We start from the raw sequence: 21,067 nt of genomic DNA on the forward strand, positions 1-21,067 counted from the left end.
AACCTATCAATACTTTTTTCTGTATTGATAGGTTTTTTTACTATTATTACCCTCTGATTTGGCCATTCCCGCGGATGTAGTATTTCGTCGATGTTAATGCAGGGAGTCCCATTGGACCTCTTGCATGAAGTTTTTGTGTGCTGATGCCGATTTCGGCCCCATAGCCAAACTCAAAACCATCCGTAAAACGGGTGGAAGCATTCACATAGACGCTTGTCGCATCGACACGATTTAAAAATTTCTCCGCATTCCGCTCATCATTGGTAATGATGGCTTCTGAATGTTTCGTGCCAAAATGATTGATATGGTCAATCGCTTCATCTACATCTTTTACGATTTTCACGCTGATTGTCAAACTTAAAAATTCCGTTGCATAATCTTCTTCTGTTGCAGGAGAAGCGCCTGGAAGCACTTTGCAAACCTTTTCGTCCCCAATGATTTTGACCCCTGCGTCTTGTAAACTTTCCAATAACTTTTTCCCATGTTCATTGAACCAATCTTCCTGGATCAATAAGCTTTCAGCCGCATTGCATACGGATGGTCTTTGGGTTTTTGCATTGATGACCACTTTATCAGCAATATCATAGTCTGCAGATTGGTCGACATAGACGTGGCAGTTTCCTGCTCCCGTTTCAAGTACCGGAACAGAAGCTTCCCGTACGACCAAATCGATCAATTTTTTTCCACCCCGAGGAATCAATACGTCAATATATTCTTTTAGATGAAATAGTTCGGATGCTGTTTCATGGCTTGTGTCTTCTATCAGCTGTACCGCATCGACAGGCAATGAAGTCTTTTCCAGTGCCCGGTGGATACAGGAAACAAGGGCAATATTGGATTCTTTTGCCGATGAGCTTCCGCGTAAGATCACCGCATTACCGGTTTTTAAACAGAGGGTGGCGGCATCAACTGTCACATTTGGGCGGGCTTCATAAATCATGCATACTACACCGAGCGGTACACGTCTTTTTTCGATTTGTAAACCATTTTCTTTCGTAAAGCTTTCAAGCACCTCTCCAACTGGATCCGGCAGTTCTATCAATTGATGAATGGCATCCACCATCGCTTGGATGCGTTGTTCGTTCAACATGATCCGGTCAAGGATTGCATCCGATAAGCCTTGTTTTTTCCCGTTTTCCAAATCTTTTTTATTTGCTTCGATGATCGCTTCCTTTTCGAGAAGCAGCTGTTCTGCAATTTTTGCCAGTGCTTCGTTCTTTTCTTCCGTTGTCTTCAAATTCATTAAATAGCTTGAGAACTTGGCCAATTTTCCTTTTGTTTGCACTTCTGAGCCGGCAATATGTTGTTTCATAAGAATACCTCCTGCTATGAAATAGAATTTATATTTTCACCCATTTATCCCGGTGGATGACCTCGATAAAACCGTCATGGAGCTCATCGGTTTTTTTCCCGCAGGCATAAGCGATTTCGTCACTGGAGTATAGCACTTCTCCCCGACCGATGAGGCCGGATTCCCCGTATACTTCAACCACATCTCCCCGTTCAAAAACGCCTTCCACTTTATAAATCCCTGCAGGCAACAAGCTTTTGCCTCTCCGCAGCAATGCATCTTCCGCCCCTTTATCAATGAACAATTTCCCTTTGGCTTCCGTAAAGGAAATCCATTGTTTTTGGCTTGGGAGCACCGGCAGTTCGTCACGTTCAATATAAGTTCCATCACCCCGGCCTTCCAAAATGTCCATGAGTTTTTCCGGTCCGCTGCCTTTTCCGATGAACACTTTTACCCCGGCTTTTAATGCTGTGCGGGCGGCAAGGAGCTTCGATTGCATTCCGCCGGTGCCGACTTTTGAACCTGCGCCTTGTGCCAGCTGGAGCATGTCATCGGTGATTTCCGTTAAACGGCTAATCCGCTTGGCGTTCGGATTTTTCTGAGGATTATCATCATAGAAGCCGTTGATATCCGTTAAAATGATCAGCTGGTCTGCATGCACCAATCCGCTGACTAGTGCGGAAAGCATGTCATTGTCGCCAAAGGTGAGTTCTGTCACTGAGACGGTGTCATTTTCATTGATGATTGGCAAAATGGAGCGTTCCAGCAATTCGCTGAAAGTGGCAAAGGCATTTTTATAGCGCTCTTTGTTGGAGAAATCGGTACGGGTTAACAGCACTTGGGCTGTAGTGATGTTGTATTTGGCAAATTGTTCCGCGTACAATTGAATGAGCAGGCTTTGACCGACAGCAGCAGCAGCTTGTTTTCCTTTCAATGTGACCGGGCGGGTAGGGTAGCCGAGTTTCCGGAATCCCGCCGCCACAGCGCCGGAAGAAACAAGCAGCACCTCATGTCCTTGTTCCACGACTTTCGCAATGGCTTCCACATGATCCTGCAATTTTTCAAAATCGATTTCGCCTTTTGAATTTGTTAGTGAACTTGAACCAATTTTAACGACAATTCGTTTCTTCTCCATCGATAACCATCCTTAAACGTTGTTTATAAAAAAAAACCTTTTCCACCCTGGTTTTAGGGCGAAAAAGGTTTCCGCGGTACCACCTAAATTGGATTAATTATAATCCCACTTTATCCCAATAACGCTTGGGATGCGTCCAGTTTTGGCTGGAAGCTGACGAAGCAGGTTCAGCAGCTCTTGTTTGTACGATGTCTTTCAGCCCATGGACATCGCTCTCTTTCCAACAGTGTGCCGCTTACTGGTCTTCGCTGCGCCGATGTCGATATGTCCGACACTTGTTCTATCAATTAAAAATATGCATGATATTTTGAAAAGTGTCAACAATTCGGCATGAATTAATAATCAGTAAACTCTGGTGAATAAGGTGTATGTTTAGCTCTATAATATAAAATAGTTTAGAAAAAATAAAGGGGTATATAATCATGTTCATAAATATAGACAAAGGAGTAGACATAGTAGGAGATATACATGCCTGTTTCGATGAATGGCTCGAAATGCTCGATCGATTGGGTTATCAAAAAAATGAACAGGGGTTTTATGTGCATCCGAAGGGGAGAAAAATGGTTTCTCTTGGGGATGTGATGAGCCGGGGGCCAAAATCCATTGAAACGATGGTATTTTTTTTAAAACATCGGCATTTAATGTATATGATCGATAGCAATCATGGCTGGAAAATTGCCCGATGGCTTGATGGAAGAAATGTTCAGCTGAAACACGGGGATGAAAAAGTGGAGGAAGAATTTATTGAATTCGAAAGGAAAAATGGAAAAGAAAAAACCGTACAGTTAAAAAAAGAATTGAGAGACATGTTGATTAATTTACCCTCCCACTATATACTTTCTGAAAAAGGGCAGCCGAAGCTTGTTTGCGTTCATGCGGGAATCCGTGAAGAATTTATTGGCAAAGAATCGGAAAGAATCAAAAATTTTTGCCGCTATGGCGATGTAGCAGGGGTTGATCAACAGGGAAAGCCGATACGCCGGGACTGGTATAAGCAATATAAAGGCGATTTGCTTGTTGTATGGGGACACGATCCAAAGCCGGAGCCGCTGATGGTGAATAATACCATCAACATTGACCAGGGGGTTGTATTTGGAGGGAAACTGACGGCCTACCGTTATCCGGAAAACGAATTCGTATTTGTGGACGCAAAAAAAGATTATGCGGGAGTGAAAGATAATCCGTTGAAAAGATAAAAAAATAATACCCGTCAAACCTTGTGCCACAAGGTTTTGAGGGTATTTCATCCAACCATTTCAGGAAAAGATCAGGAGATCGATTGGCAGAGTTATGCCGCTTCTTTAGTATATTTATTGAGCAGATGGTCCAACTGTTGGCTGCAATTTACAACTTCCGGATGTGTGAAACCAAGTTCTTGTGCTTTCCGGTACATATCTTTTCTTTTTATTTCTATCACAACTTTTAACACTTTTTTGTATAGTGTGTTAAACATTTTTACTCCTCCAGTAAATTTGTTCATGATATTTTTTGTTTATTGCTGTAGAAGCTCCTTCATTGTATACCATTTTTTTTGAAAAAAATGTCGGATTGTGGAGGAAACTATATATTTTCACAAATTTGTCACAATTTAATAGGATTAATTAATAGAAAAAATGGGTATATATTTTTGTTGTTTGTAAATAATAGGGCAAAATCAGTTGATAGAATAGAAAAAATAAAGCATTTCGAGAAGAAAAAAACGAGAGGGTAAATGGAATGTAAGCGCTTTGAAAATGGCGGTTGCATAGCTGATTCCAATACAATATCGGGGTAAAAGTTTAAAAAAAATTATCATCCAAGGCCGGATGATAATTTTTTTATGGATGGGGAACAAGCGGTACTCTTATTTTGTGAAAGATAAGATGGCATTGTTTTTGTAAGTTTGCAACGCACGGACAGCTTCTTCTTTTGTATCGTATTCAAAGCAGCGGAAAGTGCCCGTTTCAAAAACTGTAACAACCCACATTCAGAATTCCTCCTTCATGTTTTTTTCACCGAAAACTTTTATATCTATCGCCACTGTTTTTCATTTCAATTATTTTGTAAAGGACAAAAATGCGGATTTACCGAATTTTTGAAGTGCCATTGTAGCTTCGCTTTTTTCCACAAATTCAAAGATTCGATAAGAATTTTTTTCAAATACAGTAAGTACCCACATCGAGGGATCAAACTCCTTCAATATAATTTTGTTATATAACAATTCCTTTGGTTTTTGTTATCCAAGAAATTGTTATATATCAATTTCAAGTTCATTGTACACCCTGAAAACCAAAAAGAAAATAGTTAGTGAAACTTTTCACATTTTGTTCAAGATGATTGCGTTTTCAAATTCAACAAATCTTCACAACTGTTTTTTATTATTTTTATAAAATATATATAAAGGGGAAAATCCAGCGAAAAAATTTGTTTTCGCTGGATTTTTCGTTTATTCGATTAAATGTTTATAATGATGTTTTGGAAATTCGATTCCGATTTGTTCAAATTCTTTTTCCGCTTCTTCAAGGAGTTGCTTCACTTTTTCTTTCGTTTCATCATTTAATTCTTGTCTCTTTGGCAATTCGATCCCCAATTCTTTGAATTTTTCATCGGCTTTTTCCCGGGTGATGGCACCACTTTTCAGTTCTTTCATAATTTCTTTTGCCTTTTCTTTTGTTTCATCATCAAGATTTTCAAAGATTTTACAATTTTCTTTTTTAGGCAGCACCCCTAATTGTTCGAGTTTTTTATCCGCTTCTTCTGATGTGATTTTGCCTTCATCCAAATCTTTGATAATGGCTTTGACCTGTTGTTGTGTCTCTTCATCTAACCTTGAAATGATTTCATGAACATTCGGATGATCAATTTTTACTCCCAATTTTTCAAGTTCTTCATGTAAATGATTTAAAATTTGATCCACTTGTTGTTTCTTTTCATCATCCAACTGTTCGTATTCTTTAATAAAGGATGAATGATAGTGCGCTTCGATTTCGGAAGGCACAAGGACAAATCCAAAGGCGAATAAGCATATGAAAAAGGAGAACAGTTTTTTCATCAATATCACCTCATCCAATGTGTTTTTCACTAATTCTTATACTTCCCAAAAATCACGAAGAAAAAAGTGAAGAATATTGGCAGTTCCGACAGAAAAATCTAGTGAAATCAAAAAAAATAAGGAGCAATAAATGCTCCTTGAATGTATGGCCAAAAGTCTGTTTGAAAGGGGGTTAAGCAACCAAAGTCAAGTTTGTGTAAGAAAGGATGGCTGGCAGTTGGATTTCTTCCATTACTTTCATTGCTTCTTCTTTCGTTTCGAACTCATAAATCCGGAATGTTTCGCCATCAAAAACTGTTAGCACCCACATGGTTTACGCCTCCTAATTCCATAAATTTGTTATATAACACCGCAATCGGTCATTTCTATTGTTATATATCAATCTTTTCAATTACATTGTACGCTTAATGTTGAAAAAAAGAAAGAGTTAGTGAATTTTTTCACATTTTATTCAAAAACTTTTTTGCAAAAAGTTTATAGAAATGTCACGGAAAGTTATTTTTTAAAACGATCAATGGGTATGACCTTATCCGAAACAGGTTGCGCTGTTTCAAGTTCTTTAAAAAAATCTTGATCTCCTTTGTTGCCGATGTACATATTAAAATTTTTGTGGGTGCGGTTCAGAAAAATGACTTGTTTTTTATTCATTGGATTACCTCCAAAAAAACGGGGATTCAATGAAAAGGTTAAGCATCCTTGTTGGATTTTTGGTTTTTATCATGATTCGTTTTATTGTTCTTGTTTTTTACTTTTGAATCAAACTCCTCCGAAATTTCCGCGGTATTGTCTTCCGGATTATTCTTGTTGCTTGTCGTATTTTGGTGCAAATGTTTATATGTTTCAAATGGGTTGTGGGTACGTTCATTCAAAGTTTTCTTATTATTTTTGCTCATAATTCTCACCTCCTGCCTCCATGTGCACTTATTATTCTCAAAAGCCTTCCGCAAATTACGTAAAAAAACAGCCAAATATATAAATGGACGCTCATTTCATCCACCAAAGGAAGAAATGAACTTTTATATATCCGGGCATAAAAACAGCTGAAAGGAAAATACCTAAGGTGATGAAGAATAACCATTTTTCATTTTTTCTCTTCGCTTTTCATTTTTAGTTTGCGAAAAGAAGGGTTTTTTATCCGACAGGAAACATTCGGATCTTCATAGGATTCCGCTTTTTGGACAATCTAAAATGAAAAGGGGGGAGAGAACCATGATGATTGAAAAATCCTCCGGCTGGAAGGAAGAATTTGCGCGACGATTAAATGAAGGCGGTCCATGGGATGATTGGACATTATACAAAATGGCCTATGATGTCGTGAAAGACCAATTGATTACCGATTTTTCAGGATTGCAGGCGCCAAAGTTTTTGACTAATATTCAATTTCTTGACCATCAAATTGACGCTGCCCGGACGGTCATTGAAAAAATGAACGGAAAGGCGATTTTGGCGGATGAAGTGGGTCTCGGTAAAACCATTGAAGCCGGTTTGATTTTGAAGGAATACATTTTAAGGGGGCTTGTAAAAAAGGCATTAATATTGGTGCCGGCATCTTTGCTTACCCAGTGGGTCGATGAATTGAACGGGAAATTTTCCATTCCTGCCATTGGATGCCGGAAAAAGAACGTGCCTTTTGAACAATATGATTTTGTCGTGATGAGCATGGATATGGCAAAACGCAGTCCATATCGGGAAAAAATTTATGAACAGGATTATGATATGATTATTATTGATGAGGCCCATAAATTAAAAAACAACAAAACCCAAACGTACCAATTTGTACAGGGATTAAAAAAGAAGTTTTGCCTGCTGTTGACGGCAACCCCAATTCAAAATAATATTTTCGAGATTTTCTATCTTGTATCCTTGTTAAAACCTGGGCATTTAGGAAACATCGAAAGTTTCCAGGCCTATTTTAGAAAAGGGAAAAACGGTTTACAGGAAGACGAATATTTAAAAGAACTGGTGAATCAGGTGATGATCCGGAACCGCAGACAAGATACGGGCATTGAATGGGTGGGCAGACATGTCGAAACGATTCCGATTCAATTGACGGAAGAGGAACAAGAGGTCTACGGAATGATCGAGCATCTAAAAGAACGGATAAATCTATACAGCAATTCCTTTGTCATGACCACCTTATTAAAAGAAATGTGTTCCAGCAAAGAAGCGGCTTATTTAACATTGATCAAACTGAAAGAAAAAGTGCAGTCGCGGGAAGAAAGGGAATATATTGATGAAATCATAGAGAAAATGTCCCAATTGGATGTCAATTCAAAGGCGGAAAAAACTTACGAAATCATTCAAAAAGCAAAAGAGAAGGTCATTATCTTCACCGAATATCGTGCCACCCAACTTTATTTGCAATGGTATTTATATCAAAAAGGGATCAAAAGTGTCCTGTTTAATGGAAAATTCAGCAAAAATAAGCGGGATTGGATGAGAAAATTGTTCCAGGATTATGCGGATGTGCTCATCGCAACGGAATCAGGCGGGGAAGGGATCAACCTGCAATTTTGCCATCATGTCATCAATTTTGATTTGCCATGGAATCCGATGAAAATTGAGCAGCGAATCGGCCGTGTGCACCGATTTGGCCAACAATCGGATGTATATATTTATAATCTTGCCATTCAAAACACGATAGAAGACCGGATCATCGATTTATTGACGAACAAAATCGATGTATTTGAAAAAATTGTAGGGGACTTGGACGATATTTTAACGAACAAAGTGGAAGAACGAATATACAATTCTCCTAACTTTGTATCAAATTTCCATTTCGAGGATTATGGCTTGGAAGACCAGCTCGGATTCACCTGAACCATCATCTTGAAAGGGGCTGAAAGATGTTAGCAGAGCAAATCCATGACTATTTGCGGACTTTTTTTAGTGTAACAGATTGCGAAATTTTGGAGGATACACCCAATCATCTGACGGTACAGTTAACCTCCGACATCGATAAGCGAATCATGAATCGCCCTTTTTATTGGCAATTTGTTGAAAGCACAAAGGCACAACCCAACCCTTTAAAGGTGACCTTCATAACGAAAAGGCCGGAAAATCAAGAGATCCGTGGCGAATATATTCATTATGGTTCGACGAGGATGTATCAAATATTTCAGGCGACAAAAGATTTGGGTTCCTTTGTCCAACTGTATGAAAATGAAGAAGGGGCCAGCTTGTTTCCATGGATTGGCGCGAATTTTAAAGTTTCTTATCATACGGATCAGACAAAGGAAATGCTATTTTCTTTGGGGATCAATTTGATTCATGGAAGCGTCAAAAGCAATTTTCAAGACTTATTGATTGGACTGAAGTTGACGAATGAACTCCCGAGAAACGCCTATTGCCTTCCTTATATCGTTTCGCCGATGAGAGCGATTGAAAGATTGGAGACAGCCATTGAAAACTATATTGCCAATGATGATATGACGTGGGCGGATGAGGCGAAAAAACGATGGGAAAGGGAACAAGAAATTTTGGATCACTTTTATGTCGGTGTTGAAGAAAAACCTGAAATTTATGAGATTGAGAAAAAAGCGTTGGAAGAACGGTTTCAGCCGAGAATCAAAATTGAAATCGTCAGCGGGGGGCTGTTTTATCTGAAATAGTCGTATCAATATAGATACGGCTTTTTTATTGATAAATTTTTTCAATACTTGATAAAATATATAGATTGTTGTACGGTAAAATATAGTGCAATACAATAAATGTTACCTATTGGTCAGTGGTTGGGAAAGAGGAGATGCACAAGGGTGAAGGATAGAACATTAGGGAAATTGGGAACGCGTTTGTTGCATTCCATCATTGTAACAGCAAGCATTATTTTTATTATTATATTACTGGCGATTATCTCGATTCGCCTGTTTTTAAATGAAAATATTAAAGGGCAACGTTCATTGGATGCGATCGATGAAACCGCCACTCAAATTTATCAGGCAGTCAATGATCAAATCATCGGGCAAAGGGGATATTGTATAACGGGCGACACATATTATTTGGATACATATGATCTTGGAGTGGAAAAATATAAAAAGAATGCGGAAGACATTCGGATGCAAACGAAGATTTTTCCTCTATTGGTACATAAAACGGATGAATTCGTGGAAAAGGGACAATACATACAAGATGAGCTGATCGCCCCGCTCATTTTTTTGACTGATAAAGATCAAGGGGTCAACACGGCATTGCTGCAACAAAGCGAAAAAGCATTGGAAGAATTTCGGCAAATGTACAGCGAGTATTATTGGTTGGTGGAAGAACAAAGAACCATTGTAAGAAACACAATGAGAAGAAAGATCAATACAATCCTGATTTCCGTCGTCATTGCCGTTTTCTTCACCATTGTTGTTGCTGTCATCATCGAAATTATAATATTAAAAAAGGTCATCCAACCGATCATTCAATTAAGCAACAGTGTGAAAGCTTATACGGAGCATGATTTTACAAAAAATGTCCCCGCATATAAAAAACGGGATGAATTATCCGAATTAATTGGAAACATTGATATTATGCGCAGCCAACTGGCCAATAACATACAATCTTTGGAATATATAGCCAATATGGATGCATTAACGGGACTATATAACAGGAGATACTTCAATCAACATATAGAGGAGCAATGGAAAAGGGCGATAGCGCGTTCAGAGCCGATTTCCCTTATTCTCTTGGATATTGACCATTACAAAAAGTTTAATGATACATATGGTCATGTCAAGGGGGATGAATGCTTGCAAAAAATAGCCGACTGTTTGAAACAGCATAATCAGTTTCCGGATAAAATTGTATGCAGATATGGAGGAGAGGAATTTTGTCTGCTCTTGAATTCCTCCAATGAACATGAAGCGGAAAAACTTTCGGAGGAAATTCGGAAGGATGTTCTCGGATTAAAGCTGCCCCATGAATCATCTCCTACCCATGAATTTGTTACGGTGAGTGTCGGTGTAGCCACTGTCGTACCGAAGAAAGGATCCAATCCAAACGATCTCATTTTAATGGCGGATGAAGCATTGTATCATTCAAAAAATAATGGACGAAATCAAGTCACTTTATATAAAAACGAAGGTGTTGGTGAGTAAACCAGCACTTTTTTATTGAAAAGTAAAAGGTTGGAAGTATAAAAAAGGAAAGATTCTGGTTAAGTTAAATAACAAAAAATGAAAGGAAATCCCGATGAAAATCAGACATTTAATCCTCCTTTTGACGTTCTTTTCATTTTTAAGCGCAACGGCGTATTTTTCTCATCAAATGACGTCGCCAAAACAACTGACTGGAAACCATGAAGAAACAATCACCAAAAAGGAAGTATCCTATTTCGAAGATGAAACGGTATACGCTGAGGAAAAAGCCTGTGAAAAGGGGACGATGCAATCGCCAATCCAAATTGAATCGGCTGATGTCGTCCGCAAACAAGCTCCAAGCATCCGATTTTCTTATGGCGAGGAACAGCTGGGGCTGGTAAAACAAAAGCATACGTTGGAAGCTGTTTCAAAATCCAATTTGAATTTTATTACGATCGACAACGAGCAATACAAATTCGAATCATTCCATTTCCACCAGCCAAGCGAGCATCAGATAGAAGGTCAAAGCCATGACATGGAATTGCATCTAGTCCATAAAAATGAAAAAGGGGAACTGGCAGTCGTAGCGGTTTTTATTCAATCGGGCAAAGAAAACGATATGATAAAAGAAGTATGGAAATTTTTAAAGGATGAAACATTGAAAGAAAAAGAATATGAAGCCTTCAATCTTTTGCAATTCATCCCCGAAGAAAAAACAGCTTATTATTATGAGGGGTCATTGACGACTCCGCCATGTACAGAGGGGGTCCGGTGGATTATATTTGAAAATCCTATTGAATTTTCCAAGGATCAGATCGCCTTATTCAGCAAATTTTATGGCAATAATAACCGCCCGCTACAACCGGCAAATGGCAGGGAGATTATCAAGATTTCTGTAAAGTGATATATACACGAACTTCATCCGTTCAATTCCAAAATGAAAAAGCTTGAGCCTGAAATGTCTCTCAGGCCCAAGCTTTTTCTTATTGCAAATTGACAATTTTTAGATTTTGTTGTTTTAAATAATCGATAATGGTTGGTAACGCCTCAACGACTTGTGCCGATTCATGAAAAGTAATAATCGAAGAGGATGTCGGTTCACTTTTTATCTTTTCCACAATTTCTTCCGCTTTTTCCGATTCCCAATCCCTTGGATCAAGATTCCATAAAATGATTTGGGTTTGTTCTTTTTCCGCCGCCGCTTGGGTCGTTTCGTTGATTAAACCGTTTGGCGGTCTGAAAAATTTTACCGGCTGGCCGATGATTTCTTCTATGACTTTTTTGGATTCGCTGATTTCATATTGTTGTTCCTCCAACGTTTGCTCATTCATGGCTGCGTGAGTCATTGAATGGCTGCCGATGGAAAACCCGTTGGTATGAACATACTCAACAATGTCCGGATGTTTTTGGACATTGTAACCAATGAAGAAAAATGTTCCGCCCACTTCTTTTTCCTTTAATACATCCACAATCGCCTGTGTATATTTAGTTGGACCGTCGTTAAACGTCAATGCAACATTACCATCCGGAATACTGAAAGTCAAAAAGTCATCAATCTGAAGTGAAGGTATGCCACCCTCTGATGGATCGGTACTTTCATCGGCGGTACTTGAATTGTCTTCGCTAATTGTGGATGAAGAATCGGCATTTTCAACGGTTTTGGATTTTGGACTGGATAAAACGTCAAAAATAATAATAAAAACAATCAATAAGATCGCGCATATTAATGAAGCGGTCAATAGATGTTGGGGGAATCCTTTATTGGAACGGAATCGCCTTTTCAATTGCGGCAGCTTCGAAAATATGTATGTATGGGCAACAGAATCAGACTTCTGTTCTTTTGCCGGTTCATTCACCGAATCCTTTTCAGGTATGTTATCTTGAACACCGGAATCTTCAATCTTTTCTTCCGGATCGACTGAAATTTTTTCCTCTTCTTCCGTAAGAATTTCCGATTCAACCGTTTCCTCTTTGATTTCGGTTTCATTCTGAATATCATTTGAATCAGCGATTGCTTCGATTGTTTCCTCAACAAGGGCAGTTTCCTCAACATCGGAGGCAGTCCCGGTTGAATCATGGATATCCTCTTCGACATTTTCCAGCACATTGAGGGTTTCTTCCTTCGGCAAATTCGGGAATAAAAAATCAAAAGACAATAAACTTGTAATACTTTGGCAATTTTTTATTCTTTCCAGCTGCCGATGGAACTTGGCTGAACAGTGGAAGTTCATTTTTTGGCTCGAATCGCGGTAGGTTTTTGTCACAAAACTGGTATACCGTTGCGTTTGGGCATTGAAAGAGGTCTGCAAAGATAAACGGTAGCGCTCGGCACCACGGAATTTGCAAATCTCTTGCAAGGCATTGCCGGTTTCATGATCGATAAGCCAGTAAAGTTCCATTTGATCTTTGAAAGAAAAGACTTTCAATTTAAGCAAGCTATATCCGTTAACTTCATGAATCGACAACAATTCGAGAATTTTAACATTATGGACAGACATTCCTTACTCCTTTCTCCTGGGAAAAAGTAAATAGGGCATTTAATCGTTTTGTTTTGGTGAAAAGGAGAAAGACATTCTTTCTGTAAAATCTGAGATTGTTTTCATTAGTTGCGCCTTTTCTTCAACAATTTTTTCATATTGTTCCAAATATCTTTGATTTTCAATCTCTAGTGTACGGATGCGCTCTTCCAGTTCATTAATTTTTTGTACTTGTTGTGATTGGATTCTTGCAGATTCTTCAAAGAGTTTATTGTATTTCGCTTTTTCGGTTTCCAGCTGGTTCGTCAATTTGTCATATTCCAAATTGTGTTTCAGCTGATATTCTTTATAGTCTTCAAGCAATTGATCATAGCTCATTTGCTTATTGGTCAAGCTGATTTCCAAGTCCCGAATTTCCTTTGTTTTTTCCTGGATGATTTGATCTTTTTTCAATTGATCGCGCTTTAGGCGATTGATGATTTGGTTCGCATTTTCCAATTGTTCTACCAGCGCATTATATTTATAGGAAAGCAATTGGCGGTCTTTAATGATATTTTCAATTGAAACAATGACATCCATTGCCACTTTGTCTTGCTGATCCCTTGAAAAAATGAAAGACTCTTCTTCAGCTTTAATCGGTTGAACCGTTTCTTGTTCTTCCACTTTTTCATTTTCTGCAGGCAAATCTTCTACAACCATTTCGGGAGATTCTTCCCGTTGTTCCATCTCACTCTGATTCGATAAAGGATTTTTAAACCATCCCAATCTCTTTTTTTCCATTTCATTAGCCAAAATATCATCTCCTAATATCTTGTAAAAAAAAATAAACGAAATTTCCTATAAATATAGAAAAAGGGTTACAATTATATACAAATTCCTACTTTCATTTTATATCTAAGTCGAAGAATGTCAATAACTCGTTGGTGAACATATGAAGGCGGGGAAAGGATATTTCGTATCTTTGTCGTCCAATTGAAAATACTATTGTAGAAAATAGGGAAAAGGGAGGGGTCTTTTTGAAAATCACAATCGAATGGACGTATCACCACAAGGGTGTGGAAACGGTTTTTCGTTCGGAAGAAATGCCTCCAGCCCACGCACTTTCCGTCGCGGAAGAGCTGATGAAAACCGGAAGAACAAAAAACATTCTTTTTTTGGATGAACATGATTCGACTTGGACATTGAAAGAAATAAAAAAATATATAAAAGAGATGGAAACGGAACCTTCGAATGTGACGGTTTATTTTGATGGCGGATTTAATCTTGAAAGCCGCATATCCGGGTTGGGTTGTGTCATTTATTTTGAGCAAAACGGAAAGAAATATCGGTTGCGGAAAAATTTGACTTTGGATGGTCTTTCTTCCAATAATGAAGCGGAATACGCAGCGCTTCATTTTTCTGTCCAAGAATTGGAGTCTCTTGGCGTCCATCACCAAACGGTCCGATTTATCGGCGATTCGCAAGTGGTGATCAATCAAATGAGCGGTGAATGGCCGGTTTATGAAAAAGAGTTGATGAATTGGGCGGATCGAATTGATGAATATTTGAACCGGCTTGGCATCAAACCCGAATTTGAACCGGTTTCCCGAAAAGAAAATGAAGAAGCGGACCGGTTGGCAAACCAAGCTTTGGATGATATCGAAATAGACGGGAAAATCGAACTGCAATGAATAAATGAATCGAAATAACCAAGTTTGTTAGTTTTATAAAATCATGTAAAATTGAAAAATCCATATGGTATAATGTAGGAAACAACAGAATTATTATGTTTTTTTGCAGGGGTGGCCGAGTGCCTGAGAAGGTGAAAACACCTAACCCTTTGAACCGGATGCAGCCAGTACTGCCGTAGGGAGCAATACATGAATTCATAGATGGATATTGTGTATTTTTGCTCTCCAATATTTGGAGAGCTTTTTAATTACATAGGGAATTTTGGAAATTGCAGGGGTGGCCTGGTGCCTGAGAAGGTGGAAACACCTAACCCTTTGAACCTGATGCAGTTAGCACTGCCGTAGGGAGCAATTGAAGATACTTGCAGTCTTTTCAATGCTCTTTTGCGCCGTGCAAAAGAGCATTTTTAAGTTTCAAAAGATTAATCCGGATTGAAAGGAGAAAACAAATGAGCTTATACAAAATCAGACAAAAGAATCCATTGATTCATTGCATTACCAATACCGTGGTGACAAATTTTACGGCAAACGGCTTGCTTGCCATCGGCGCTTCACCTGTCATGTCGGATGAGCCATTGGATGTTGAAGATATGACATCGATTGCCGATGCATTGTTAATCAATATTGGCACATTGAATAAAAATTCAGTGGAAGCCATGTTTTTAGCCGGAAAAAAAGCGAATGAATTGAATATTCCGGTTGTATTGGATCCGGTGGGGGCAGGTGCCACGAAATATCGTAAAGAGGTGTCTGAAAATCTGTTGAGAGAAATCAAGTTTGATTTAATCCGTTGCAATGCCGGTGAATTGGCTGCAATCGCCGGAATCGATTGGCAGGCAAAAGGTGTGGACAGCGGAGAAGGGGAGATGGATATTGTCCTTGTGGCAAAGGATACGGCCAAGAAATTTGGAACAATGGTTGCGGTTTCAGGAAAAGAAGATGTTGTAACGGATGGGGAATGGATTCTTTTTGTCCGCGGCGGCCATGAGTGGATGACGCAGGTGACGGGGACGGGCTGTTTATTGAGCGCCATTTGCGCGGGAGCATTATGTTTGGAAGGGGACAGACTCGAAAATATCCGGAACGTGTTGGCCGATTATAAAAAAGTGGCCGAATTTGCTTCGAAAGAAAAATACCTTGGTTCATTCCAAGTGGAAATCATAAACGGTCTACATCAAATTTCAAGAGGTGAATTATAATGAATATCGTTATGACGATTGCAGGCTCGGACAGCGGTGGAGGCGCCGGCATTCAGGCGGATTTGAAAACATTCCAGGAGCTGAAGGTTTTTGGCACATCCGTCATTACGGCATTGACAGCCCAAAATACGTTGGGGGTGGAAGGGATTTATCCAACAACTCCTGATTTTGTCGAACTTCAAATGAAGGCGGTTTTCGAAGATTTTGATGTAAAAGCCTTGAAAACGGGAATGTTGTTTTCTGCGGATATTATTCAAAGAATCGCGAAAAGCTTGAGGGATCAAGAAGTTCAAATCGTTGTCGATCCGGTTATGATTGCGAAGGGCGGACAAGCGTTGCTGCAAGAAGATGCCGTGCGGGCCATGAAAAAGGAATTGCTGCCGATTGCGAACATTGTCACCCCAAACATCCCGGAAGCGGAAACCATCACCGGCATGAACATTCATACTGCGGAAGAGATCCGGGAAGCGGCGGAGAAGATTTTGCAGCTTGGAGTTGATTGCGTCGTCATGAAAGGGGGGCATTTGGACGGGCCATCCGCGGTTGATACGGTGTTTTTCAAAGACGGGTCTTCATTCAAAATGAGATCAAAAAGAATCAATACGAAACATACCCATGGGACAGGATGCACTTTTTCGGCAGCCATTACCGCCCATTTGGGAAGAGGGCTGTCTTTGAAGGAAGCCATTATTGAAGCGAAAAAATTTGTCCAAGGGGCAATCGAAAATCCGCTCAATATCGGCCATGGCCATGGACCGACGAATCACTTTGCCCATCGGTTGGGATATGAAGCGGAGGTGGAAATCATTGAATAGAAAAGAGTTGGCGGTTTATTTCATTATGGGAACGGAAAATTGCAAGAGCGAACATCCCCTTGAAGTATTGAAAGATGCATTGCAAGCGGGAATTACTTTTTTTCAACTGAGAGAAAAAGGGAAACAACCGTTAACCGGTGGGGAGCTTGAACAATTTGCCAGGGAATGCCAATCCTTATGCAAACAGTATCAGGTGCCTTTTATCATTAACGATGATGTGGAACTTGCGTTAAAAATTGATGCCGATGGTGTTCATGTGGGACAAGACGATACACCGATCCAAGAAATTCGGGAAAAGTTTCAAAATAAAGTTATCGGTGTTTCCGTCCACAATGAAGAAGAATTGGTGAAAGCCGTCCAAAGCGGCGCCGATTATGTGGGCATCGGTCCAATCTATGAAACGAAATCAAAGCCGGATGCAAAAAAGCCTGCGGGAGTGACATTTTTAAGGAAGGCTCGTGAAATGTATCCGAATTTCCCCATTGTGGCAATTGGCGGCATCACACCAGCGAACGCACAAAAAGTGAAAGAAGCCGGAGCGGATGGGGTGGCGGTGATTTCCTCCATTTGCGAAAGCGATGATCGGCATAAAACCGTGCAATTATTAAAAGGGAAATAAAGGAATTTTAAATAAACTGAAAAAAAGGAATTTACACAATAATAAAATTCGATTATAATTGAATTCGTAATTAAATAGGGAGCGGAAACATGGTGGAGTCTGTCAACAGGGCTCCACCATGTCTTTTTTTGGCTTCCTTTCATAGAAAATTGACAACAGGGGGTTACAAAGGTGGATGTTTTTGACTTTATTTTACAGATTGTTCTCGTGCTGCTTGTTGCCAAAATAGCGGGTCAAATCAGCCTTCGCTTTGGTCAACCGTCCGTCCTCGGAAAAATCATTGCCGGGATTATCCTGGGTCCAGCTGTTCTCGGTTGGATTGAGCAAACGGAACTGATTCATGTTTTCAGTGAAATCGGCGTTTTATTATTGATGTTCCTCGCCGGACTTGAAACGGATTTGGAGAGTTTGAACAAAAATATGAAGGCGGCAACCCTTGTAGCCGTTTTAGGGGTGGTTATGCCGATCATCATGGGATGGGCTGCATCTCCTCTATTCCATATCCCTACATCCGAGGGTGTATTCTTAGGGTTATTGCTCGCTGCAACTAGCGTAAGTATATCCGTTCAAACATTGCGGGAAATCGGCTGGTTGAACAGCAGGGAAGGTGCGACTCTGCTTGGGGCAGCGGTATTGGATGATGTCATCGTTGTCATTCTCATCGCGGTTGCCATCGGCTTCTTTATGGGGACGGATACAAATATCGCATGGGTCGTTGCCCAACAAATTATTTTCTTTATCATCATTTACATTGTTGGAAAATATATTGTTCCAAAATTCATGCATCTGTTTGGAGGCATGCAGATTACAGAACCGGTTGTTACAGCCGGATTGATTTTATTATTCGCTGCGGCGTATTTCGCTGATTTCCTCGGTGTATCAGGAATCATTGGTACATATTTCATGGGGGTTGCCATCAGCAGAACAAAATATGCAAAAGAAATTGAACACGGGATTTCCCCGATTGCCTATGGCATATTTGTTCCGTTCTTCTTTATCAACATCGGATTGCCAATGAGCTTTGATGGTATAGGGGATCAAATCGTATTTATCATTGTCTTCTCATTGATTGCTGTGCTTTCCAAATTTATTGGCTGCGGACTTGGGGCAAAAGTTTGCGGATTTGGATGGAAATCCTCTGCGGGCATTGGCGCAGGAATGATTTCCCGCGGGGAAGTGGCGTTAATTTTGGCTTCCATCGGACTGTCTGGCGGCATATTATCCCATGAGTTCTATGGAGCCATGATTGTCGTCATCATCATTACTACTTTGGTTACTCCGCCGTTATTGAAGCTGATCTTCGGCAAACGCTTGGAAACTCAAGAAGATGCATAAATGATTTGGAAACAATGAATGGGCCGACTGGATTCCAGTCAGCCCATTTTTTTGATTAAATTTTAAATTTGCTTACGGTTTCCGATAACTCTTTGCTTAAATGGTTCAGTTCTTCGGAAGCTTCAGCCACTGAATGGATGGCATTTAGCTGCTCGTCGCTTGCCGCGCTTACTTCTTCGCAAGCTGCAGCCGTTGATTGAGCCGTCATGGACATTTCTTCAATCGTTTGAACGACACGGTCTTTGTATTTGATAATGCCGTCTATTTCTTCAATCACGTTTTTGAATGTATTTTCCATATTTTGAATCAACGTTGAAAGGTTCTGGAATAGGTTTCCTGTATCTTCAACCACTTTTTCCTGATCTTTGAAAGTCTCTTGCATTTCATTCATTTCATCGACAACCGTATTTGCTTCCTGTTGCAATTGTTGGATGGTCGATTTGACGTGTTCTGTCGCTTTTGCGGATTGTTCCGCAAGTTTCCGGACTTCATCGGCCACAACGGCAAATCCTTTACCGTGTTCCCCGGCACGGGCCGCCTCAATGCTCGCATTTAAAGCGAGAAGATTTGTTTGTTCAGAGATTTCAGAGATGGTATCCATAATCGATTCAATGGCTTCGATTTTTCCCTCAAGGGAAGTTACGGCGCGGGCCATATTCTCCAATTCCGCTTTCGAGTTTTCAAAGGAATTCAATAAGCTATACATTTTATCTTGCCCTTCTTGATTCAGATCGTTGGCTTCATTTGTAATTCCTTTGAGCGCTTTTGATTGTTCCGTCATTTGGTTGATTTTTTCTCCCAATTTTGCTGAGGATACTGTAACTTGATCCGCATTTTCACTTGATTGAGTTGCTCCGATGGCAATGTCTCTTACCGCTTTTGTCACTTCAACACTGGATGCATTCGTTTCTTCCGCAAGGGCGCTCAAATGATGGGAACGGTCTTCGACTTGCCGGGATGATTCTTGAACAACCCCGATGATTTTTTTCATTTCTTTTAGCATTTTATTGAAATGCTGGGCTAATTGGCCGATTTCATCATTTCTTTTCGTATCGATATGTACAGTTAAATCGCCTTGTGCAACCTTTTCCATGGAAGAGCTCAATGTATGTAGCGGTTTAATCGTTTTTGTGATTGTGAAATACAGAATGATCGCAGTTGCCACAAGTATCATCAAAGCAAACAAAATAATCATATGCTGTATGCTTTTGGCGGTGTTATGCAATTGGTCCACATTATAAACGGCGCCGACAGTCCAGCCTAATGAAGGAATTTTTTCATAAACGACAACAGATTGTTGATCTCCTATTTTCGTTTTTATTGCGTCTTTTTGTTTTTCATCCTTCAGAATTTCTTCCACATATCCCACAGAACTCAAATCATCGCCTGTTTGTGTCGGGTGGACGATTGCCATGCCGGAAGAATCCAACACAATCGGATATCCTTCAAACCCCAAATCTATTTTTGAAATTTCCTCTGTTAAACTGGATAATAATATGTCAACTCCCAAAACGCCGATGACTTCATTTCCTTCTTTCACCGCTTTTGACCCGGCAATGGCATATTCTCCCGATTGGGCATCCACATACGGTGGTGACCATAACACTTCATCCGGATTTTTTCTTGCTTCCGTATACCATGCGCGGGAATTCACATCCAAATCAAAAATTTCGTCAAAATGAGGCTCCGTAATAATTTTATTGCCATCAGTAAAGTAAATGTTTGCGGCGGAATCATAAATGTCCAAATATTTTTTCAATTGTTGACGGAATACCTGATCCCCTTCATCATTATAGGTTGTTGAATGATGATAGTAATCTTTGACATCCTGGTCTGAAGTGATTTTTAAAATGCTTTTTTCATAACCATCAATAAAATTTGAGATTGAATTGGTCAACTCACTGACAAGGTTCTCACTTTGATCAATGACCGTTTCTTCTGTTTTCGATGAAATTAGGATGGAACTGGCGGTGGATAGGGCACCAAGTCCTATCATGATAATCAGGAGCACTACCACAATAATTTTCCATCGTATGGAAACTTTCATTTTGCAACCTCCATTTTATTATTTTCAACAAACTTAATATTAGTAAAAAAAGGGGAGGTTGTCTAATTTCTCAGTAAACTTTGAGTATTAATAAAAGAATGGATTTTAGGATTTTTGAAATATTTTTTCCGAATTATTTTCTATCATAATAGATGGATTATGGAAGGAGATATCAAAAAAATATCAATTTTCGATTGATTTATAATAATTTTTTTTGAGAAATTTATTACATTACTCTATTTTTTTTGAAAATTCTTTCGGGTTATATCCCTTATTATTTATGGGATATGACCTTCATTAGGAGCATTTGCCGCAAATATCAACGGAACAATTATATGTAAATTTTTATATAGGAATTGTATTTATTGCTTGAATTTGGTACATTATA

General features: G+C 39.5%; 21 protein-coding genes and 2 riboswitches. Of the genes, 10 read left to right on the forward strand and 11 right to left on the reverse strand.

Translation table 11 applies throughout. From position 1 onward, the window contains the following. Positions 1-46: 46 nt before the first annotated feature. Positions 47-1,312: a glutamate-5-semialdehyde dehydrogenase gene (locus tag NST13_RS03015; RefSeq protein WP_342581376.1), complete on the reverse strand. Its 1,266-nt coding sequence runs from the start codon at positions 1,310-1,312 to the stop codon at positions 47-49. A 28-nt stretch (positions 1,313-1,340) separates the two neighbouring features. Continuing rightward, the gene (proB, locus tag NST13_RS03020; protein ID WP_342581377.1) at positions 1,341-2,426 is read right to left on the reverse strand and encodes a glutamate 5-kinase; all 1,086 of its coding nucleotides are present in this window, start codon (positions 2,424-2,426) and stop codon (positions 1,341-1,343) included. Between the two features lie 422 nt (positions 2,427-2,848). Between proB and NST13_RS03025 the strand changes: the two genes are divergently transcribed. Then, the gene (locus NST13_RS03025; protein ID WP_342581378.1) at positions 2,849-3,622 is read left to right on the forward strand and encodes a biotin transporter BioY; all 774 of its coding nucleotides are present in this window, start codon (positions 2,849-2,851) and stop codon (positions 3,620-3,622) included. Between the two features lie 92 nt (positions 3,623-3,714). Here the strand turns inward: NST13_RS03025 and NST13_RS03030 are convergent, their stop codons facing one another. The 6 genes from NST13_RS03030 to NST13_RS03055 form a co-directional block, all read right to left on the reverse strand. Continuing rightward, entirely contained in the window at positions 3,715-3,879 is a 165-nt protein-coding gene (locus tag NST13_RS03030; RefSeq protein ID WP_342581379.1) for an aspartyl-phosphate phosphatase Spo0E family protein, read from the reverse strand. A gap of 390 nt (positions 3,880-4,269) precedes the next feature. After that, the gene (locus tag NST13_RS03035) at positions 4,270-4,392 is read right to left on the reverse strand and encodes a hypothetical protein (RefSeq protein ID WP_342469468.1); all 123 of its coding nucleotides are present in this window, start codon (positions 4,390-4,392) and stop codon (positions 4,270-4,272) included. Between the two features lie 459 nt (positions 4,393-4,851). After that, entirely contained in the window at positions 4,852-5,457 is a 606-nt protein-coding gene (locus NST13_RS03040) for a hypothetical protein (protein ID WP_342581380.1), read from the reverse strand. A gap of 172 nt (positions 5,458-5,629) precedes the next feature. Further along, entirely contained in the window at positions 5,630-5,767 is a 138-nt protein-coding gene (locus tag NST13_RS03045) for a hypothetical protein (RefSeq protein ID WP_342469466.1), read from the reverse strand. Between the two features lie 185 nt (positions 5,768-5,952). Continuing rightward, a complete protein-coding gene (locus tag NST13_RS03050) occupies positions 5,953-6,105 on the reverse strand; it encodes a hypothetical protein (RefSeq protein ID WP_342469465.1) in 153 nt (50 codons plus the stop codon). A gap of 38 nt (positions 6,106-6,143) precedes the next feature. After that, entirely contained in the window at positions 6,144-6,350 is a 207-nt protein-coding gene (locus tag NST13_RS03055) for a hypothetical protein (protein WP_342581381.1), read from the reverse strand. Between the two features lie 316 nt (positions 6,351-6,666). On the opposite strand from NST13_RS03055, the gene NST13_RS03060 reads away from it, so the two are divergent. The 4 genes from NST13_RS03060 to NST13_RS03075 all read left to right on the forward strand — a co-directional run bounded on the left by NST13_RS03060 (position 6,667) and on the right by NST13_RS03075 (position 11,421). Then, the gene (locus tag NST13_RS03060) at positions 6,667-8,277 is read left to right on the forward strand and encodes an SNF2-related protein (RefSeq protein WP_342581382.1); all 1,611 of its coding nucleotides are present in this window, start codon (positions 6,667-6,669) and stop codon (positions 8,275-8,277) included. Between the two features lie 26 nt (positions 8,278-8,303). Then, entirely contained in the window at positions 8,304-9,068 is a 765-nt protein-coding gene (locus tag NST13_RS03065; RefSeq protein ID WP_342581383.1) for a YqhG family protein, read from the forward strand. Positions 9,069-9,212: 144 nt separating this feature from the next. Further along, entirely contained in the window at positions 9,213-10,535 is a 1,323-nt protein-coding gene (locus tag NST13_RS03070; protein WP_342581384.1) for a diguanylate cyclase, read from the forward strand. 94 nt (positions 10,536-10,629) lie between these two features. Further along, positions 10,630-11,421: a carbonic anhydrase family protein gene (locus NST13_RS03075; protein WP_342469460.1), complete on the forward strand. Its 792-nt coding sequence runs from the start codon at positions 10,630-10,632 to the stop codon at positions 11,419-11,421. A 79-nt stretch (positions 11,422-11,500) separates the two neighbouring features. Here the strand turns inward: NST13_RS03075 and NST13_RS03080 are convergent, their stop codons facing one another. Continuing rightward, on the reverse strand, positions 11,501-13,015 hold the full coding sequence (locus tag NST13_RS03080; protein ID WP_342469459.1) for a polysaccharide deacetylase family protein: 1,515 nt from the start codon (positions 13,013-13,015) through the stop codon (positions 11,501-11,503). A gap of 39 nt (positions 13,016-13,054) precedes the next feature. Next, entirely contained in the window at positions 13,055-13,786 is a 732-nt protein-coding gene (locus tag NST13_RS03085; protein WP_342469458.1) for a hypothetical protein, read from the reverse strand. A 224-nt stretch (positions 13,787-14,010) separates the two neighbouring features. On the opposite strand from NST13_RS03085, the gene NST13_RS03090 reads away from it, so the two are divergent. The 5 genes from NST13_RS03090 to NST13_RS03110 all read left to right on the forward strand — a co-directional run bounded on the left by NST13_RS03090 (position 14,011) and on the right by NST13_RS03110 (position 18,632). Next, entirely contained in the window at positions 14,011-14,664 is a 654-nt protein-coding gene (locus tag NST13_RS03090) for a reverse transcriptase-like protein (protein ID WP_342469457.1), read from the forward strand. 97 nt (positions 14,665-14,761) lie between these two features. Then, a riboswitch (TPP riboswitch) is annotated at positions 14,762-14,863 on the forward strand. A gap of 64 nt (positions 14,864-14,927) precedes the next feature. Further along, positions 14,928-15,029, forward strand: a riboswitch (TPP riboswitch). 66 nt (positions 15,030-15,095) lie between these two features. Continuing rightward, complete coding sequence (gene thiM, locus NST13_RS03095) at positions 15,096-15,863, forward strand: hydroxyethylthiazole kinase (RefSeq protein ID WP_342581811.1); 768 nt, start codon at positions 15,096-15,098, stop codon at positions 15,861-15,863. After that, a complete protein-coding gene (thiD, locus tag NST13_RS03100) occupies positions 15,863-16,678 on the forward strand; it encodes a bifunctional hydroxymethylpyrimidine kinase/phosphomethylpyrimidine kinase (RefSeq protein ID WP_342581385.1) in 816 nt (271 codons plus the stop codon). The genes thiM and thiD overlap by 1 nt, the downstream gene beginning before the upstream one ends. Next, positions 16,671-17,297: a thiamine phosphate synthase gene (thiE, locus tag NST13_RS03105; RefSeq protein WP_342581386.1), complete on the forward strand. Its 627-nt coding sequence runs from the start codon at positions 16,671-16,673 to the stop codon at positions 17,295-17,297. The genes thiD and thiE overlap by 8 nt, the downstream gene beginning before the upstream one ends. 171 nt (positions 17,298-17,468) lie before the next feature. Next, positions 17,469-18,632 carry a cation:proton antiporter gene (locus NST13_RS03110; protein WP_342581387.1) on the forward strand — a complete coding sequence of 388 codons (1,164 nt, stop codon included), beginning with the start codon at positions 17,469-17,471 and terminating at the stop codon, positions 18,630-18,632. A 55-nt stretch (positions 18,633-18,687) separates the two neighbouring features. Here NST13_RS03110 and NST13_RS03115 read toward each other — a convergent pair whose 3' ends face one another. Then, complete coding sequence (locus tag NST13_RS03115) at positions 18,688-20,679, reverse strand: methyl-accepting chemotaxis protein (RefSeq protein WP_342581388.1); 1,992 nt, start codon at positions 20,677-20,679, stop codon at positions 18,688-18,690. Positions 20,680-21,067 lie beyond the last annotated feature (388 nt).

It is taken from the genome of Ureibacillus sp. FSL W7-1570 (genome assembly GCF_038593265.1).
GTDB lineage: Bacteria > Bacillota > Bacilli > Bacillales_A > Planococcaceae > Ureibacillus > Ureibacillus suwonensis.

Excerpts from the sequence above, each read along its gene's own strand:
- NST13_RS03045 (WP_342469466.1), bottom strand. The coding sequence starts at position 5,767 with ATGTGGGTGCTAACAGTTTTTGATGGCGAAACATTCCGGATTTATGAG.
- NST13_RS03115 (WP_342581388.1), bottom strand. The coding sequence starts at position 20,679 with ATGAAAGTTTCCATACGATGGAAAATTATTGTGGTAGTGCTCCTGATT.
- thiD (WP_342581385.1), top strand. The coding sequence starts at position 15,863 with ATGAATATCGTTATGACGATTGCAGGCTCGGACAGCGGTGGAGGCGCC.
- NST13_RS03080 (WP_342469459.1), bottom strand. The coding sequence starts at position 13,015 with ATGTCTGTCCATAATGTTAAAATTCTCGAATTGTTGTCGATTCATGAA.
- NST13_RS03050 (WP_342469465.1), bottom strand. The coding sequence starts at position 6,105 with ATGAATAAAAAACAAGTCATTTTTCTGAACCGCACCCACAAAAATTTT.
- NST13_RS03040 (WP_342581380.1), bottom strand. The coding sequence starts at position 5,457 with ATGAAAAAACTGTTCTCCTTTTTCATATGCTTATTCGCCTTTGGATTT.
- NST13_RS03065 (WP_342581383.1), top strand. The coding sequence starts at position 8,304 with ATGTTAGCAGAGCAAATCCATGACTATTTGCGGACTTTTTTTAGTGTA.
- NST13_RS03055 (WP_342581381.1), bottom strand. The coding sequence starts at position 6,350 with ATGAGCAAAAATAATAAGAAAACTTTGAATGAACGTACCCACAACCCA.
- proB (WP_342581377.1), bottom strand. The coding sequence starts at position 2,426 with ATGGAGAAGAAACGAATTGTCGTTAAAATTGGTTCAAGTTCACTAACA.
- NST13_RS03035 (WP_342469468.1), bottom strand. The coding sequence starts at position 4,392 with ATGTGGGTTGTTACAGTTTTTGAAACGGGCACTTTCCGCTGCTTTGAA.
- NST13_RS03030 (WP_342581379.1), bottom strand. The coding sequence starts at position 3,879 with ATGTTTAACACACTATACAAAAAAGTGTTAAAAGTTGTGATAGAAATA.
- NST13_RS03075 (WP_342469460.1), top strand. The coding sequence starts at position 10,630 with ATGAAAATCAGACATTTAATCCTCCTTTTGACGTTCTTTTCATTTTTA.
- NST13_RS03025 (WP_342581378.1), top strand. The coding sequence starts at position 2,849 with ATGTTCATAAATATAGACAAAGGAGTAGACATAGTAGGAGATATACAT.
- NST13_RS03015 (WP_342581376.1), bottom strand. The coding sequence starts at position 1,312 with ATGAAACAACATATTGCCGGCTCAGAAGTGCAAACAAAAGGAAAATTG.
- NST13_RS03060 (WP_342581382.1), top strand. The coding sequence starts at position 6,667 with ATGATGATTGAAAAATCCTCCGGCTGGAAGGAAGAATTTGCGCGACGA.